This window comes from Hymenobacter frigidus (assembly GCF_014640435.1).
GTDB lineage: Bacteria > Bacteroidota > Bacteroidia > Cytophagales > Hymenobacteraceae > Hymenobacter > Hymenobacter frigidus.
Genome location: NZ_BMGY01000069.1, coordinates 1 through 14,513, shown reverse-complemented (window position 1 = coordinate 14,513; position 14,513 = coordinate 1). Strand labels below are relative to the sequence as shown.

At 60.0% G+C, this 14,513-nt stretch carries 14 protein-coding genes; 2 read left to right on the top strand and 12 right to left on the bottom strand.

What is annotated here, in order from left to right; all coding sequences use genetic code 11:
- Positions 1-116: 116 nt before the first annotated feature.
- Together IEW17_RS19780 and IEW17_RS19775 are read right to left on the bottom strand one after the other, a co-directional pair.
- On the bottom strand, positions 117-614 hold the full coding sequence (locus tag IEW17_RS19780) for an integrase core domain-containing protein (RefSeq protein ID WP_188563791.1): 498 nt from the start codon (positions 612-614) through the stop codon (positions 117-119).
- The gene (locus tag IEW17_RS19775; protein WP_188563790.1) at positions 553-813 is read right to left on the bottom strand and encodes a hypothetical protein; all 261 of its coding nucleotides are present in this window, start codon (positions 811-813) and stop codon (positions 553-555) included. Before IEW17_RS19775 ends, IEW17_RS19780 begins: the two co-directional genes overlap by 62 nt.
- A 4-nt stretch (positions 814-817) precedes the next feature.
- Here IEW17_RS19775 and IEW17_RS19770 point away from each other — a divergent pair, with 4 nt between their 5' ends.
- Entirely contained in the window at positions 818-958 is a 141-nt protein-coding gene (locus tag IEW17_RS19770) for a hypothetical protein (protein WP_188563789.1), read from the top strand.
- Between the two features lie 90 nt (positions 959-1,048).
- A complete protein-coding gene (locus tag IEW17_RS19765) occupies positions 1,049-1,249 on the top strand; it encodes a transposase (protein ID WP_188563788.1) in 201 nt (66 codons plus the stop codon).
- 69 nt (positions 1,250-1,318) lie between these two features.
- On the opposite strand, the gene IEW17_RS19760 is transcribed toward IEW17_RS19765, so the two are convergent.
- The 10 genes from IEW17_RS19760 to IEW17_RS19715 all read right to left on the bottom strand — a co-directional run bounded on the left by IEW17_RS19760 (position 1,319) and on the right by IEW17_RS19715 (position 14,231).
- Positions 1,319-2,923: an ice-binding family protein gene (locus IEW17_RS19760; RefSeq protein WP_188563787.1), complete on the bottom strand. Its 1,605-nt coding sequence runs from the start codon at positions 2,921-2,923 to the stop codon at positions 1,319-1,321.
- Positions 2,924-3,247: 324 nt separating this feature from the next.
- Complete coding sequence (locus IEW17_RS19755) at positions 3,248-3,583, bottom strand: transposase (protein ID WP_373286177.1); 336 nt, start codon at positions 3,581-3,583, stop codon at positions 3,248-3,250.
- A 380-nt stretch (positions 3,584-3,963) separates the two neighbouring features.
- Positions 3,964-7,197 (bottom strand): carbamoyl-phosphate synthase (glutamine-hydrolyzing) large subunit, encoded by a 3,234-nt coding sequence (gene carB, locus IEW17_RS19750; protein ID WP_188563785.1) that lies wholly within the window; start codon positions 7,195-7,197, stop codon positions 3,964-3,966.
- 80 nt (positions 7,198-7,277) lie between these two features.
- On the bottom strand, positions 7,278-7,871 hold the full coding sequence (locus IEW17_RS19745; protein ID WP_188563784.1) for a GrpB family protein: 594 nt from the start codon (positions 7,869-7,871) through the stop codon (positions 7,278-7,280).
- Between the two features lie 10 nt (positions 7,872-7,881).
- Positions 7,882-8,958, bottom strand: coding sequence for a glutamine-hydrolyzing carbamoyl-phosphate synthase small subunit (gene carA / locus IEW17_RS19740; RefSeq protein WP_188563783.1), 1,077 nt, complete (start codon positions 8,956-8,958; stop codon positions 7,882-7,884).
- An 86-nt stretch (positions 8,959-9,044) separates the two neighbouring features.
- The gene (locus IEW17_RS19735; protein ID WP_188563782.1) at positions 9,045-10,268 is read right to left on the bottom strand and encodes a 5-(carboxyamino)imidazole ribonucleotide synthase; all 1,224 of its coding nucleotides are present in this window, start codon (positions 10,266-10,268) and stop codon (positions 9,045-9,047) included.
- 23 nt (positions 10,269-10,291) lie between these two features.
- Complete coding sequence (gene purE, locus IEW17_RS19730) at positions 10,292-10,822, bottom strand: 5-(carboxyamino)imidazole ribonucleotide mutase (RefSeq protein ID WP_229749158.1); 531 nt, start codon at positions 10,820-10,822, stop codon at positions 10,292-10,294.
- Between the two features lie 144 nt (positions 10,823-10,966).
- A complete protein-coding gene (locus IEW17_RS19725) occupies positions 10,967-12,244 on the bottom strand; it encodes a dihydroorotase (RefSeq protein WP_188563781.1) in 1,278 nt (425 codons plus the stop codon).
- Positions 12,245-12,357: 113 nt separating this feature from the next.
- The gene (locus tag IEW17_RS19720) at positions 12,358-13,320 is read right to left on the bottom strand and encodes an aspartate carbamoyltransferase catalytic subunit (RefSeq protein ID WP_188563780.1); all 963 of its coding nucleotides are present in this window, start codon (positions 13,318-13,320) and stop codon (positions 12,358-12,360) included.
- A 662-nt stretch (positions 13,321-13,982) separates the two neighbouring features.
- Positions 13,983-14,231 carry an IS3 family transposase gene (locus tag IEW17_RS19715; RefSeq protein WP_188563779.1) on the bottom strand — a complete coding sequence of 83 codons (249 nt, stop codon included), beginning with the start codon at positions 14,229-14,231 and terminating at the stop codon, positions 13,983-13,985.
- Positions 14,232-14,513: the final 282 nt, after the last annotated feature.

The window sequence follows — 14,513 nt, the reverse complement described above, 5'->3', positions numbered from 1 at the left end:
TGGTGTCCTCGTTTCCTTTTCTGGCTACCTCTCTACTTGAGAGGCAGTGCAATCATACAAGAGAATGGGGTGATATTGTTAAGTTGTTGTTGTTGTTGGTGAATTTGATAAAGATTTTAGTAGCCAATGCTGGAGTGGCAACGGTCATGATTGTAGTAATCAAAATACTCGGCGATGCTGGCCTGGGCATCCGCCAAATCGGAAAAGACGGACCAGTCGCGGGCTTCGAGCGCCTCAGTTTTGAGGCGGGACCAGCGGCTTTCGGCTTGGGTCGTACCCGGTAGGGCAGGCCGTTGGGCCAGCAGCGCCCGCTGCATGGCGCAAGTAACCAAGGCCTTTGGCATTCCGGGCCGCACCTGCCAGCCCACAACGTGCTTAGTGCACACGTCCTTAAAGTCGCACAAGTACGCCCACGTGCCATTGGCCAGGGGCAAATACGTGCTGTCGCTCACCCACACCCGGTTGGCCCGGGTCGGGCGCGGCTGGCTATTGCACCGCCACCGCGCGAACGGGGCGTTGGCGGCGCTGCCCCCGCGCAGTGGCCCTGCCCCGCTACTCGACGCGGTGGCCCGCGCTGAGTTGGTGGCCTGCTTGCGCCAACAGCCCGATGCCACCCTCGAAGAGTTGCGCGGGTGGGTGGTCGCGCTGGGCGGTCCGGTTGTGAGCCCGGCCACGCTGGGGCGGGCGGTGCAGGCACTGGATTGGCGGCGAAAAAAAGCGCGTCCACGCCGCCGAGCGCGACACCGAGCGGATGAGGGCCTTGCGGGCAGCCTTCGTTGCGGCGGTGCAAGCCGAAGATTTTACCTGCTTCAAGTTTGTGGACGAAACGAGCACCAACCTCACGTACTGCCGTCGTTACGCCCGCGCCGAAGGCGGACAACGGGCCCACCAGGCCACGCCCCGGCACGGCGGGCCGAACGTGACGCTGGTGGCGGCGCTGACCCCGCATGAGTTGTAAGCGGCCATAACCGTAAGTGGGGCCGTCAACGGCGACGTGTTTGCTGCCTACCTCGACTAGGTACTCGGCCCCACGCTGGTACCCGGCGACGTGGTCGTACTCGACAATCTGCCGACCCACAAAGCAGCTGGCCTGGCCGAACTGGTCGAAGCCCGCGGGGCACGCCTGCTGTATTTACCGCCCTACTCGCCCGATTTTAACTCCATTGAACGGGCCTTCAGCAAGCTCAAGACCTGGCTGCGCACGGCCCAAGTCCGTACCCGGGAGCACTCTAATTCGGTTCATAGTTAACCTGTTATCAGCAAAAAAGGCCCGCCGCAACGACAGGCCTTTTCTACTAATTACCGTGCCGAGGTAACGCTACTCGCGCACAAAGCGGCGCTCGGTGGTGCCGTCGGCCGAGCGGCCTTGCAACACGTACACACCGGCCGGCAACGCCGACAAGTCGAGCATCAACAGCTGCCCGCCAGCGGCCGCACTCCGGTGGAACACCGCTTGCCCAAGCACATTGCGCACCGTTAGCTCCACAGCTTTCGGAGAGCCAACCAACTCCACTTGCAACTGGCCATCGGGCGTGGGGTTGGGGTATACGTTCAGCGTGGGGCCGGTGGCAGCCGTGCGGGCGGCCGTTACGACTACCGCCACCGGGGCCGAGGCGGCCGAGGTGCAGCCGGCGGCACTAGTGGTGGTTACGGTGTAGCTGCCGTTGCGGGTGCCGGAGTTGATGAAGTAAGTCTGGCCCGTAGCCCCTGCTACGGCCACACCGTTGAGGAAAAACTGATTGCCCGCGGCCGCGCTCGAAGTGAGCGTGATGCCCGTGGCCGTTGTGCCCGAGCTGGTCAGCGTCGGAGCCGTCGGCACCGCGTTAATCGTGACGGGCCTGGTGCTGCTGGCCGGGCAGTTGCCGGTCACGCTATAGGTTACAGTGTAGGCACCGGGGGTAGACGACGAAGGCGTGATGGCCCCGGTCGTAGCGTTCAGCGTGAGGCCTGTGCCCGAAGTAAACGTGCCGCCCGTGGTGCTGCCACTGGCCAGCACCGCAGCTTGGTTACCCGTGGCATTGGTGCAATAGGCAGCCGAGGAGTAGCTAAAGCCCGTCGTGGCCGGGGCGGCAATGGTGACGTTGGCCGTGCTGCTGCACGTAGGGGTGGTGCGCGTCACGGTGTAAGTGCCGGGTGTCGAAGTAGCCAACGTAATGGTACCGGTGTTGGCGTTGATGCTCAAGCCGGTAGTGGAAGAGTAAGTGCCGCCCGCCGTGCTCGTGCCGGTAGGCGAAGGGTTGGAACCGTTTTGGCAGAAGGAACTGCTGGCGTATGAAAAGCCGGCATCGCAGGACAGGGTAGCGGTATTGCTATCGATGGTGATTGCGCCGGCCCGGGTTAGGCCCCGGCCCAGCAGCGTAGCGCCTTGTATCATGTTGATAGCGCCATCCACAATCAGCGTACCCCGGAGAGTGGAGTTTCTACCTAAGTCGACTCGGCCCGTTACCTGCCAATACACGTTGCTGAGGGAGGCTCCGTTAATCAAGGTAACAGTTGAGCCTTCGCCCGTAGTTAATGCCCCCGATACCCGCAGAAAAAACAACGCGTTCGGGTTGTTTTGCCCATCCAGAATCAGGCTTCCCGCCAAGGTTGTGGCCGCTCCCACGCAGTACGAGTTAGGAGTCAGCACCTGAGGGTTGGTAACCGGGCCGCCGTACACCGCCAGCGGCACCACGCAGGCAATGTTGGACATGTGTGCGAAGGCCGCCTGCACATCCGTAGCCGCTTGCGTCGAACGCGTATCGGCAACGTGGATGCTCCCCGTTACCACGCCCGGAGGAAAGCCGCTGAAAGCGCCGGCATTGGTGCCGATATCGCCCCGAATGACGGATGGGCCAACATTGTCGAAGGCCCCCACGGAGGTAAACAGTACGAAGCTGGAAGCAGCTCCTAAAGGCGGCGCTACCGCTTGCGCAGCGCTCATTTGCGGACAAGACAAGAGCGCGAACGCCGTTGCCAGAAATAGTACTATTTTATTCATTTTCTTAAGAATAACGAGTGAATGGGGCTGGATTTTTGAAAAAACAAAGGATAGGCGGTAAAGTATGCGGCATACGTAAGGCCGTCTAACTCGGCTGAATAGTAAAAAAAAATAAGTAAGGCTTTTGTCCAGCCATGTCAAACTAGAGCAGTTCTCAGGTCAATGTACGTGGCAGCCACAATGGTCGGACCAGTTTTCCACGTCGCGCTCCGTTATCCAGTCGGTGGCGGTCTGAATGATGGCTTTCAGGGCCTCCTGGGTACGGGCCTAGGCCGTGCGCAGCCCCGTTTTGAGCTTGCTGAAGGCTCGTTGAATCGGATTAAAGTCCGGTGAGTAAGGCGGCAAGTGGCGCAAGCGCGCTCGGTATTTTTGCACGGTTTCGTCCAGCTCATCCCCTTTATACCCCGACAAATTGTCGAGCACCACTACGTCGCCCGCCCGCAGGGTGGGGCCGGGCACCTGGTCGAGGTAGGCGGCAAACACGTCGCCGCTGACGGCCCCGTCCACAGCCGAGGCGTTCCACCGCCTGCCACACGGCCGTGCGCTGCAACGACTGGCCGCCAGCCGCCGCCAAGGCCTAGCCGATTTCGGCCAGCGTGGCATCCGGTTGCGCGCGCTGGCAGGCCCAGCAGGCGCTGGTCGCCCGCCGCGTCCAGGCGCGGGGCCGGGCTGGGATGGCGGGGCAGTTCGGCCACCGAACCGCTTGTGCGTTGGCGACGCAAAATCTTGTTGGTGAACAACAACGAAACTGAAAAGCGGGCTGCTACTTGCTATATTTTGGCCCCTGGTCCGGCGCACGCCGCCGCCACTCGTTCCCGCAAATCGTGTGAATACGCTTTCACGTCCGAATTATGTACATCAACCCCGAAACTGCTCTTAGTGCTTCCTTTCGCAATCAGAATTGCCGAAGCTTCAGTTTCCAACGCTCCGGCAATTCTGTGCTTTGCATAAAGTTGAGCTATGCGAGGACTACAAAGTCCGCGCTACATCGCTTTATACTCGTTCCAGCTCTTAATCTTCAAATCCTTCATCTCCAGCGTGCAGAAGGCCTGAATAAAGGCCTTCGCCAGCCGTGCATTCGTCAGCAAGGGCACACCAAAATCCACGGCCGTGCGGCGGATTTTGTAGTCGTTATCCAACTCGCCTTTCGACAGGTTTTTGGGGATATTAATGACCAAGTCAATTTTCTTCTCCTTCAGATACGTCAGCACGTTGGGCTCCTGCAAATCATCGGGCCAGAAGAGCAGGCTGCTGGGGATGCCGTTTTCGGCGAAGAAACGGTGCGTGCCTTGCGTGGCGTACACGGTGTAGCCCTTTTTTATGAGTAGCGCGGCGGGCGCGAGCAGCGCCACTTTGGAGATGATGGGGCCGCCGGAAATCAGCACGGTTTTCTGCGGGATTTTGTAGCCCACACTCAGCATCGATTTCAGCAGGGCTTCCTCGGCGGTGTCGCCCAGGCAGCCGACTTCGCCGGTGCTCACCATGTCGACGCGTAGCACCGGGTCGGCGCCGGGCAGGCGGGTGAAAGAGAACTGCGGGGCTTTCACGCCCACGAAGGGCAGGTCGTATATCCGCTCGCTTTCGTCACGCTCCACGGGGCGGCCCAGCAGGATTTGGGTGGCTTTTTGGATGAGGTTGTTGCCCGAGATTTTCGACACGAAAGGGTAGCTGCGGGAGGCCCGGATGTTGCACTCAATCACGCGGATTTCGCCGTTTTTTTCCAGGAACTGGATGTTGAACGGGCCGCTGATTTCGTAGCGCCTGGCAATCTTTTCGGCGATGATTTTCAGCTTGCGGATGGTGCCCACGTACACCCGTTGCGGCGGGTAGTACATCGTCGCGTCGCCAGAATGCACGCCGGCAAACTCCACGTGCTCCGAGATGGCGTAGCTCACAATTTCGCCGTGGTCGGCCACCGCGTCCAACTCAATCTCTTTGGCTTCCTGGATAAACTCGGACACCACCACCGGGTATTCGGCGCTGACCTCGGCGGCCGTTTTCAGGAATTCTTCCAGCTCGAAGTTGTTAGAAACCACGTTCATGGCTGCGCCTGACAGCACGTAGCTCGGCCGGATGAGCACCGGGAACCCGACTTCGCGCACGAATTCTTGCATGGCCCCGAGTGAAGTCAGCTCTTTCCAGCGCGGCTGTGCTATGCCCAGTTCGTCCATGATGCTGCTGAACTTGTGGCGGTTCTCGGCCTCGTCAATGTGCGCGGCCGTGGTGCCCAGGATGGGCGCGTGGGCTTCTTCGAGGCGGGTGGCGAGGTTGTTGGGAATCTGGCCGCCGGTGCTCAGAATCACGCCGCCGGGCTGCTCAAAATCCAGGATGTCCATCACCCGCTCGAAGCTCAGCTCCTCGAAATACAGCCGGTCGCTGACGTCGTAGTCGGTCGAAACGGTTTCGGGGTTGTAGTTGATGATGATGGTTTTGTAGCCCTCGGCCGCCGCCGTTTGCACGGCCTGCACGCCGCACCAATCAAACTCCACCGACGAGCCGATGCGGTACACGCCCGAGCCCAGCACCAAGATGGACTTGGCGGTTTCGCGCGTCAGGTCGTTTTCGGTGCCGTGGTAAGTGGTGTAGAGGTAGTTGGTTTTGGCCGGAAATTCAGCCGCCAGCGTGTCAATCTGCTTCACCACGGGCAGTACGCCCAGGGCCTTGCGGCGGGCGCGCACCAGCAGCTCGTCGGCCTTCACGTCGCCTTCGCCCAGCAGCTGCACGGCAATTTGCTGGTCGGAGAAACCGGCTTTCTTCGCGTCGCGCAGCAGCTTGGTTTCCAAGCCATCGAGGCCAGTAGGGCGACCCGCGGCGAGCTGGTTGCCAAGCTCGAAAATGGTGTAGAGCCGCTGCAAGAACCAATGGTCAATCTTCGTCAATTGATGTACTTGCTCCAGCGTGTAGCCCGCCTCAAAAGCGCTGTTGATGGCAAAGATGCGTTCCTCGTTCGGCTCGCTCAGGAGCTGGTCGATAGTGGCGTTATCCAGGTCCTCCTCGGGCCGGTTGGCCACGAAGCCGCGCTTGCCGGTGTCCAGCATCCGCAGGCCCTTCTGAATAGCTTCCTCGAAGGATTTTCCGATGGCCATGACTTCGCCCACGCTCTTCATCGCGCTGCCAATCTGACGGTTAACGCCCGCGAACTTGCCCAAGTCCCAGCGCGGCAGCTTCACCACCACGTAGTCGAGCGCCGGCTCGAAAAAGGCCGAAGTCGTCTGCGTCACGCTGTTTTTCAGCTCGGCCAATGAGTAGCCCAGGCTCAGCTTGGCGGCCACGAAGGCCAGCGGGTAGCCCGTCGCCTTGGAGGCCAGCGCCGAGGAGCGCGACAGGCGCGCGTTCACCTCAATCACGCGGTAATCTTCCGACACCGGGTCGAGGGCGTACTGAATGTTGCACTCGCCCACGATGCCCAGGTGCCGGATGGTTTGGATGCCGATGGTGCGCAGCTTGTGGTACTCGCGGTTGCTCAGCGTCTGCGACGGGGCCACCACGATGCTCTCGCCGGTGTGGATGCCGATGGGGTCGAAGTTCTCCATGTTGCAGACCGTAATGCAGTTATCGAACGCATCGCGCACCACTTCGTACTCCACTTCCTTCCAGCCCTTCAGTGATTCTTCCACCAGAATCTGGTCGGAAGTGGTGAAGGATTTTTGGGCCAGCGTCCGCAGCTCGTCCAGGTTATTGGCGAAGCCGCTGCCCAGCCCGCCCAGCGCGAACGCCGCCCGCACGATAATGGGGAAACCGATTTTCTCCCCCGCCGCCAGCGCGTCGTCCATCGTCGTCACGGCCACGCTGCGGGCCGAATGCACGCCAATCTGGTCGAGCTTAACCTTGAAAATCTCCCGGTCCTCGGTGTCGATGATGCTCTGAACGGGCGTGCCCAGCACCTGCACGTTGTACTTCTCGAACACGCCGGCGCGGTACAGGGCCACGGCGCAGTTCAGCGCCGTTTGGCCGCCAAAGGCCACCAGAATGCCATCGGGTTGCTCCTTTTTGATGACCTCCTCCACGAAGTAGGGCGTCACGGGCAGGAAGTACACGTCGTCGGCCATGTTGTCCGACGTCTGCACGGTGGCAATGTTGGGGTTGATGAGGATGGTGCGGATGCCTTCCTCCTTCAGCGCCTTAAGGGCCTGCGAGCCAGAATAATCGAATTCCCCGGCCTCGCCGATTTTGAGGGCCCCGGAACCGAGGATGAGAACTTTGTTGGGTTTGTTCATTCGTATGACCCCACCCCCCGGCCCCCTCTCCGGTGGGGAGGGGGAGCCTGACGATGCGCGGGCTTTATATTGGGTTCTGGTTAATTATTTTTCCAGCCTACCTTCTGAGCCCATAGCTCAGCAGCTTGATGGATGAGGTGAAAAACGGGTTCTTTCAGGAAAAGATATCCGTCTACACTGTTCGGAAAGACTTCCGTAGCACGGTGTTTTAGAAGCTCATATTCTTCGCGTGCGGCTGCATTTGCGCGGAGGTAGTCTCGAAATAGCAGTGCATAACGAGTATTAAACCGGCCGGCTTCCCGCACGTGAACATGCGTGCGTCGCTCACCCGCCGGCTCCCGTAAGTAGCGTTTGCGTAGTTCCGGAGACTGAGGTGGCAAACCATGAAAATCATCATATTCGAACGATGCTTCTGCTCTAAAATTAGCTTGTGCCAAAGAATTTATCAGGGGCGCTGCATTCTCGATATCCGCTACAGTCAGTTGTATGTCAATCACATCTTTCGCCGATAACGCGGGCACAGCTGTGGAGCCAATATGGTCGATGCGCGATACTGCGTTTCCGGCAAGAGCATGAATACGCTCCGCTATTTCAGCGAATTCCCTAGCCCAGGATGCTTGATGCGGTAGAAGTACTACTGGGCGCGAGCTTGCAAACAGATTATGGTTAGGCATCTACAATACGCTATCGGTTTTTGTACTCCACTACCGATTTTAAAAAATCATCAAACAGAAACTCCGTATCCTGTGGCCCGCCGGCAGCCTCAGGGTGAAACTGCGTCGAGAAGAACGGTTTGGTTTTGTGTTTGATGCCTTCGCAGGTGCCGTCGTTCAGGTTCTCGAATAGCATGTCCCATTCGGCGGGCAGGGTGGCGGTATCTACCGCGAAGCCGTGGTTTTGGCTGGTGATGTAACAGTGCTGGGTGCCGGTGAGCTTCACGGGCTGGTTGTGGCTGCGGTGGCCGTATTTCAGCTTGAAGGTGTCGCCGCCCGCCGCCAGGCCCATGAGCTGGCTGCCCAGGCAGATGCCGAAAATCGGCTTGTCCTGTTGCAGGGCTTTTTGGAGGTGCTGGATGGTGGCTTCGCACATTTTGGGGTCGCCGGGGCCGTTGCTCAGGAACAGGCCGTCGTAGTCGAGGGTCGTGAAATCGTAGTCCCAGGGCACGCGAATCAGCTCCACGTCGCGCTCCAGGAAGCAGCGGATAATGTTGGTTTTGGTGCCGCAGTCCACCAGCACGATTTTGTGCTGGCCGCTGCCGTAGTGCCGGATACCGGCCGGGCTCACCTGCGCCACTAGGTTGTCGAGGTTGGGGTCGTGAAGGGGCACGTCGTCCTCGGCCACGATTTTGCCCAACATGGCGCCTTTTTCGCGCAGCTTCTTGGTGAGCATGCGGGTATCGACGCCGCAGATGCCGGGGATGTTGTACTCCTTGAGCCAGTCGCCGAGGCTTTTGGCGGCGTTCCAGTGGCTGTGCTCCTCGGAGTAGTAGGTCACCACCAGCCCAGCAATGTGGATTTTATCGGACTCGAAAATCTTCGAAATCGACTCGTAAAGGTCTTCGCCGGGCACGCCGTAGTTGCCCACCATGGGGGTGGTGAGCACCAGAATCTGGCCGGCGAAGGAGGGGTCGGTGAGGTTTTCGGGGTAGCCGGTCATGGCCGTGCTGAACACGACTTCGCCCGCGGCGGAGGTGAACGCGCCGAAGGATTCCCCTTCGATGGAGGTGCCGTCTTCGAGGATGAGTTTTACTGTTTGGGTCATGTTCTGGCGGTTTGCCTCACCCCCCGGCCCCTTCTCCGATGGAGAGGGGGAGCCACGGCGGCACGGTTAGAAATGATTAATAACATCTAGATGGTGTCCAGCCCCGGCAGGCCGAGCAAACCAGCGGCGCGGCGCGCCACGGTTTTGACACTGGCGACATCCGGGCCGGTGATAGTCAGATGGCCCATCTTGCGGCCTACGCGCGCTTGCAACTTGCCGTACAGATGCAGGTGTGTTCCCGGCAGGCTCAGCACGGTGTGCCAGTCAGGCTCATGCGGTTGACCGTTGACGTCAAACCACACATCGCCCAGCAGGTTGAGCATGATGGCCGGGGAATGCTGGCGCGGCTGCGGCAAGGGCAAGCCCGCCATGGCGTGGACCTGCAGGTCAAACTGCGACACGTCACAGGCGTCCAGGGTGTAGTGGCCGCTGTTGTGCGGGCGCGGGGCCATCTCGTTGACAATCAAGCCGCCGTGCTCGCTGCCGTCTTCCACCACAAAAAACTCGACGCACAGCACCCCGACATAGCCAATATGATGCGCTATGGAAACGGCAGCGTCGCGGGCCCTATCTGCCAGGGCTGGCGGCATATTTCCTTCGTAAGCGTGGGTCACGGCCAAAATGCCATCGACATGCACGTTGCGCTGCGGCACGAAGCTGACAACTTGCCCGTCCCAGCCGCGCGCCACCAGCACCGAACACTCGGCGGTTAGCGGCAGCATCTTTTCCAGCACGCAGGCGGAGCCGCCCAACTCCGCCCAGGCGGCGGCCAGTTCAACGGCTGTCTTGACGCGGACCTGGCCCTTGCCGTCATAGCCCATGCGCGCGGTTTTCAGGATGCCGGGCAGCAAATCAGCCCTGTCGTCCTGGATGGCCTGCAGCTGGGCCAGCGTTTCAATTACCGCATAGGGTGCGCAGGTCACCCCCGATATGTCAGCGCAGGCCGTGAAGTGGGCTTTTTCCTCGATGCGGTTTTGAGCAATGCCCACCACTGCCGCGCTTGGCGCCACGGGCCGGGTCAGCGCCAGCGTTTGCAGGGCCTGGGCTGGCACGTTTTCAAACTCGGTGGTGATGGCATGGCACAGGTGGGCCAGTTGCGCCAGCCCGGCCGGGTCGTTGTAGTCGGTCTGGATGTGGTGGTGACTCACCCGCCCGGCCGGGCTTTGTGCGTCGGGCTCCAGCACGGCGGTGAAGTAACCCAGGCGCTGGGCGGCATGCACAAACATCCGGCCCAGCTGGCCGCCCCCCATTACCCCCAGGGTCGCCCGCTGGCCAGCGGCGTCCACACTGCCCGGGAAAACCGGGGTCATGGCTGCAACGTGAATATCGGCGCTCATACCGGCAACGTCATGGCGCGAGCGGCTTCGGTTTGTTCGGCGCGAAACGCCTGCAGCTTGGTCGCCAGGTCCGGGTCGTGCAGGGCCAGCATGCTGACCGCGAACAGCGCGGCATTGGCCGCCCCGGCATTGCCAATCGCAAACGTGGCCACGGGCACCCCTTTGGGCATTTGCACAATGCTGTGCAGCGAGTCCACCCCCTGCAAATGGCGACTGGCCACCGGCACCCCCAGCACGGGCAGGGTGGTTTTGGCGGCCATCATGCCCGGCAGGTGGGCGGCACCACCAGCGCCGGCGATGATGGCCTGCAAGCCGCGCGGGCCGGCTTGTTCGGCGTAGGCAAACAAGTCGTCGGGCATGCGGTGGGCCGACACCACGCGCGCTTCGTGGGCCACGCCAAAGTGCGAGAGCATCTGCACGGCATGCTGCATGGTATCCCAGTCGCTGCTGGAGCCCATGACAACGCCGACAAGTGGTTTGTCCAAGGCGGCGCTGGTGGGGGTGTCGGATGTGAGAAGGGTACTCATGGGAAACAAATTGAAAATGAACGTCATGCTGAGCGTAGCCGAAGCATCTCTAATGCTTTGTTCGCACGGCTGCAACGAAGCGGTAGAGATGCTTCGACAAGCTCAGCATGACCGCCTTTTTATTATTCGAATAGGCTCTACCTATCAGCGCTCCAGCAAAATTTCCGTACCTAAAATCACCAAGTCTACCCGGCCTTTCAACGTCTGGTCGATGAATGGCGTGTTCTGGGATTTAGACTTCATAAACTCCCGCGTGAAGGTCGTTTCCGCTTCGGTATCGAACAAGAGGCACTCGGCTTTTTGACCGACTTCGATGGCGGCTACCGGCAGGCCCATCAGGCGGCGGGGCTCCGCCGAATAGCGCTTCACCACCACGTCCCACCCGAATTTTTTGGGCTCGACGAAGTGGTGATAGAGCGACACCAGCGCCGTATCTAAGCCGGTGATGCCATTGGGCGCGCTGATGAAATCCTGGGCTTTTTCGAACGGCGTGTGCGGCGCATGGTCGGTAGCAATGAGGTCGAATACGCCTTCGATGAGCCCTTCGAGCAGGGCATCACAATCCGCCTGTGTCCGCAGCGGCGGGTTCATCTTATAGTTCGTGTCGTAATCGCCGATGTGCTCGTCGGTGAACATCAGATGGTGCGGGGTCACTTCCGCCGTGACCTTCACATCACCGCGGGATTTCCACCAGCGGATGGTCTCCATGCCGAGCTTGCTGGAAACGTGCTGGATGTGAATGTGCGCGCCCGCCGCGTGGGCCAGGCGGATGTCGCGGTCGATGATGATTTCCTCCGCGCAAGCCGGCGAACCCTTAATACCGAGCCGGTAGCTCATCACTCCTTCGTTCAGGGCGCGCGGCCCGGCCAGCTCCGGCACCTCGCAGTGGCTGGCGAAAAACATCCCAAATTCGGTGGCGTACTGCATCGCCCGCAGCAGCACCGCCGGGTCATTGGTGGTGTCCCCGTCGTCGGTGAGCATTGTCACGCCGAGTCCGCGCATGCCCTCGATTTCCGCCAGCTCCTTGCCCTCGCGGTTCTTGGTGACGCAGCCGGAGGTGTATACCGGAATGCGGGACCGGTGCTTGGCATTTTCCAGCACGGTGGCTATCGCAGTTGCCGAGTCGAGGGCCGGGCGGGTGTTCGGCATCATGACCACGCCGGTAATGCCGCCGTTGATGGCCGCCTCGCTGCCCGTGGTGATGGTTTCTTTGTTCTCAAACCCCGGGGCGCGGAAGTGGACGTGGGCATCAAACATGCCGGGCATCAGCACCCGGCCGCGCGCGTCGATGACCCGGGCCCCTTCGGGAATGGCCAGGTTGGTGCCGATGGCTTGAATTATTCCTTCGACAATCAGGACATCGCTCTCGACAAGCACGGGTGAATTTTCGGTGGCGATGCGGGCGTTTTGAAGGAGGAGCATGGATGAAAGAGTACTGTAAACCGGCAAGGGATTGAGGGTATTCTGGCTGTTGAAGAAGAAAATACACGGGCGGAACCAGCCGCCACGTCCGGTATTTAGGGTATAACTACCGTTTAGCTGGCTCGCTGCCGTGCGGTATACGATTCCTGCTTCGGGAATTCCCCGCCCGGCGTGAGCCAGTCGAGCACGGCCATGCGAATGGAAATCCCGTTTTCGACCTGGTTGGTGATAAGGCAGCGCTCATAGTCCATGACGGCGTCGCATAGCTCGACCCCCCGGTTCACGGGGCCGGGGTGCATAATATAGAGGCCGCGGTCGCGGATTTCCGCCAGCCGGGTGTTGGTGATGCCGTAGACCCGATGGTATTCTCGGACGCTGGGGAAAAACTGCACGTCCTGGCGCTCCATCTGCACGCGGAGCAGGTACACCACATCGGGCGCCCAGGCCATGGCCGCCTCATAGTCGGTGAAGCGGCGGATACTTGCCGGGATATACTTGGGCACCAGCGACCCCGGCCCGAGGTAAGCGACCTCGACGCCCAGCTTTTGCAGCAAAGTGCTGGTGGAGCGCGCGACGCGGGAGTGGAGAATATCGCCGATGATGAGGACTTTTTTGCCCCTGGGGTCGGGAAATTTTTCCCTGATGGTGAAGGCGTCCAGCAGGGCCTGGGTCGGGTGCTCGTGCGCCCCGTCGCCGGCGTTGATGACCGACGCCGTGGTTTGGCGGGCAATCATGCCGGGCAGGCCGGGGTGACCGTGGCGGACGACGATGTAGTCGGTGCGCATGGCCTGGAGCGTCTCAATCGTCTCCCGCACCGACTCGCCCTTGGTGATGGAGGAGTGGGCGACGTCGAAATTCGTTACCTCCGCCGAGAGGCGTTTGGCCGCGACCTCGAAGGAGGAGTGCGTCCGGGTGCTGGCCTCGTAGAACAGCATGAGCACGGACTTGCCCTCAAGGGCGGGGATTTTTTTCACCGAGTGGGTGAACAGTTTTTTAAAGGACGTGGATTGGTCGAGCAAAAACTCGATTTCCTCACGGTGAAGGGATGCGATGTCGAGCAGGTCTTTACGTGCCATACCGGAGTTGGGGAAAATAAATACGTAGTCAGTAGAAAGGGACGTGTAAGACTATCTGGTTTCAATGCTCTTACACCGCATTTAAGTTATGAAATGTGAGTTGGCTACGGGGCAGCAACCGACGAACTCAACGGACATAAAAAAACCGTTTCGGAATCCGAAACGGTAGCGAGGCAACACCCAGAAAAAACAACGGAAATACCAGAGGTAAAATCGGGAAAAATGATGGTGGTGAAGACCTTTCGGTCCACTCGCGGTTCCCTGCCGAGCGGGGTCCCGCGCTTCATCAACAAGTTTTTTGGTTGAAGCACGATGCAAAATTACGGCATTGTTACGCTCGGCAACTCATCGGCAATGTTATTTTTTTTCGCACCGCTTTTCTCAAATTTCATTTTCGACCTAACGGGCTAAACGACACACTTTTTGTCGTTCTTTTCGTCATCAAAAAAAATATGGCTCGCGTAACCAATTGCTTTGCAAGCACAATCCATCTTAATTTTAACTTTTTATTCCGCAGCCTAATCTGGGGGGGCGCTTCTCTCCGGCGGCAAACAGTCCATGAACTACTCGGTATTTCATGGGCTGCTTCATTTTCGGCCGGCACAATTAGTATCGAGGTGGTCTGGTTAGGCTGGACAGTTTAGGGCAGTAGTTTGATGAAGTTATTGGTAAGTGGAATACGGGGTCCTGTAGCCGATGCTGGAGTGCAGCCGGTTGGGGGCGCAGCGCAGCCCGTGGGTGGAGTCGGTCGTGCGCGGGGTGTAGGCCTTGGGTTGCAAGGTACGCAGCCCCCGGCGGCGCATGGCCGTGCGCAGGCGCTGGCGGCTCATCCGGCGCCCTTTTTGGCGCAGCGCCACCTGCAGCCGACGGGTGCCATAGCGGCGTTTGTGGTACCCAAAGACCTTAACCAAGGCTGTTTCCCAGGTCGGCGTTTTCTACCCCACAGCCCGTTGCGGGCTCTGTTTGCCAAGCGTAAAATCTACTAGCCGGTACGCCTAGCACCTGGCAGAGCCGCCGCACGGGGTAGTGGCCGCGCACGGCGGCGACGAAGCGGTAGCGGCTCATTGGTCCGGTGTCTGCGAGATAACGCGCCTCAGGCGTTTGCTGGCAATGGCTTTTTTTAAATGGCTAGTGTTCTGACAACTTAATTACAGCATTATTAGTTTAGGCAGCGTACCTGCTCCTTCCCCCAC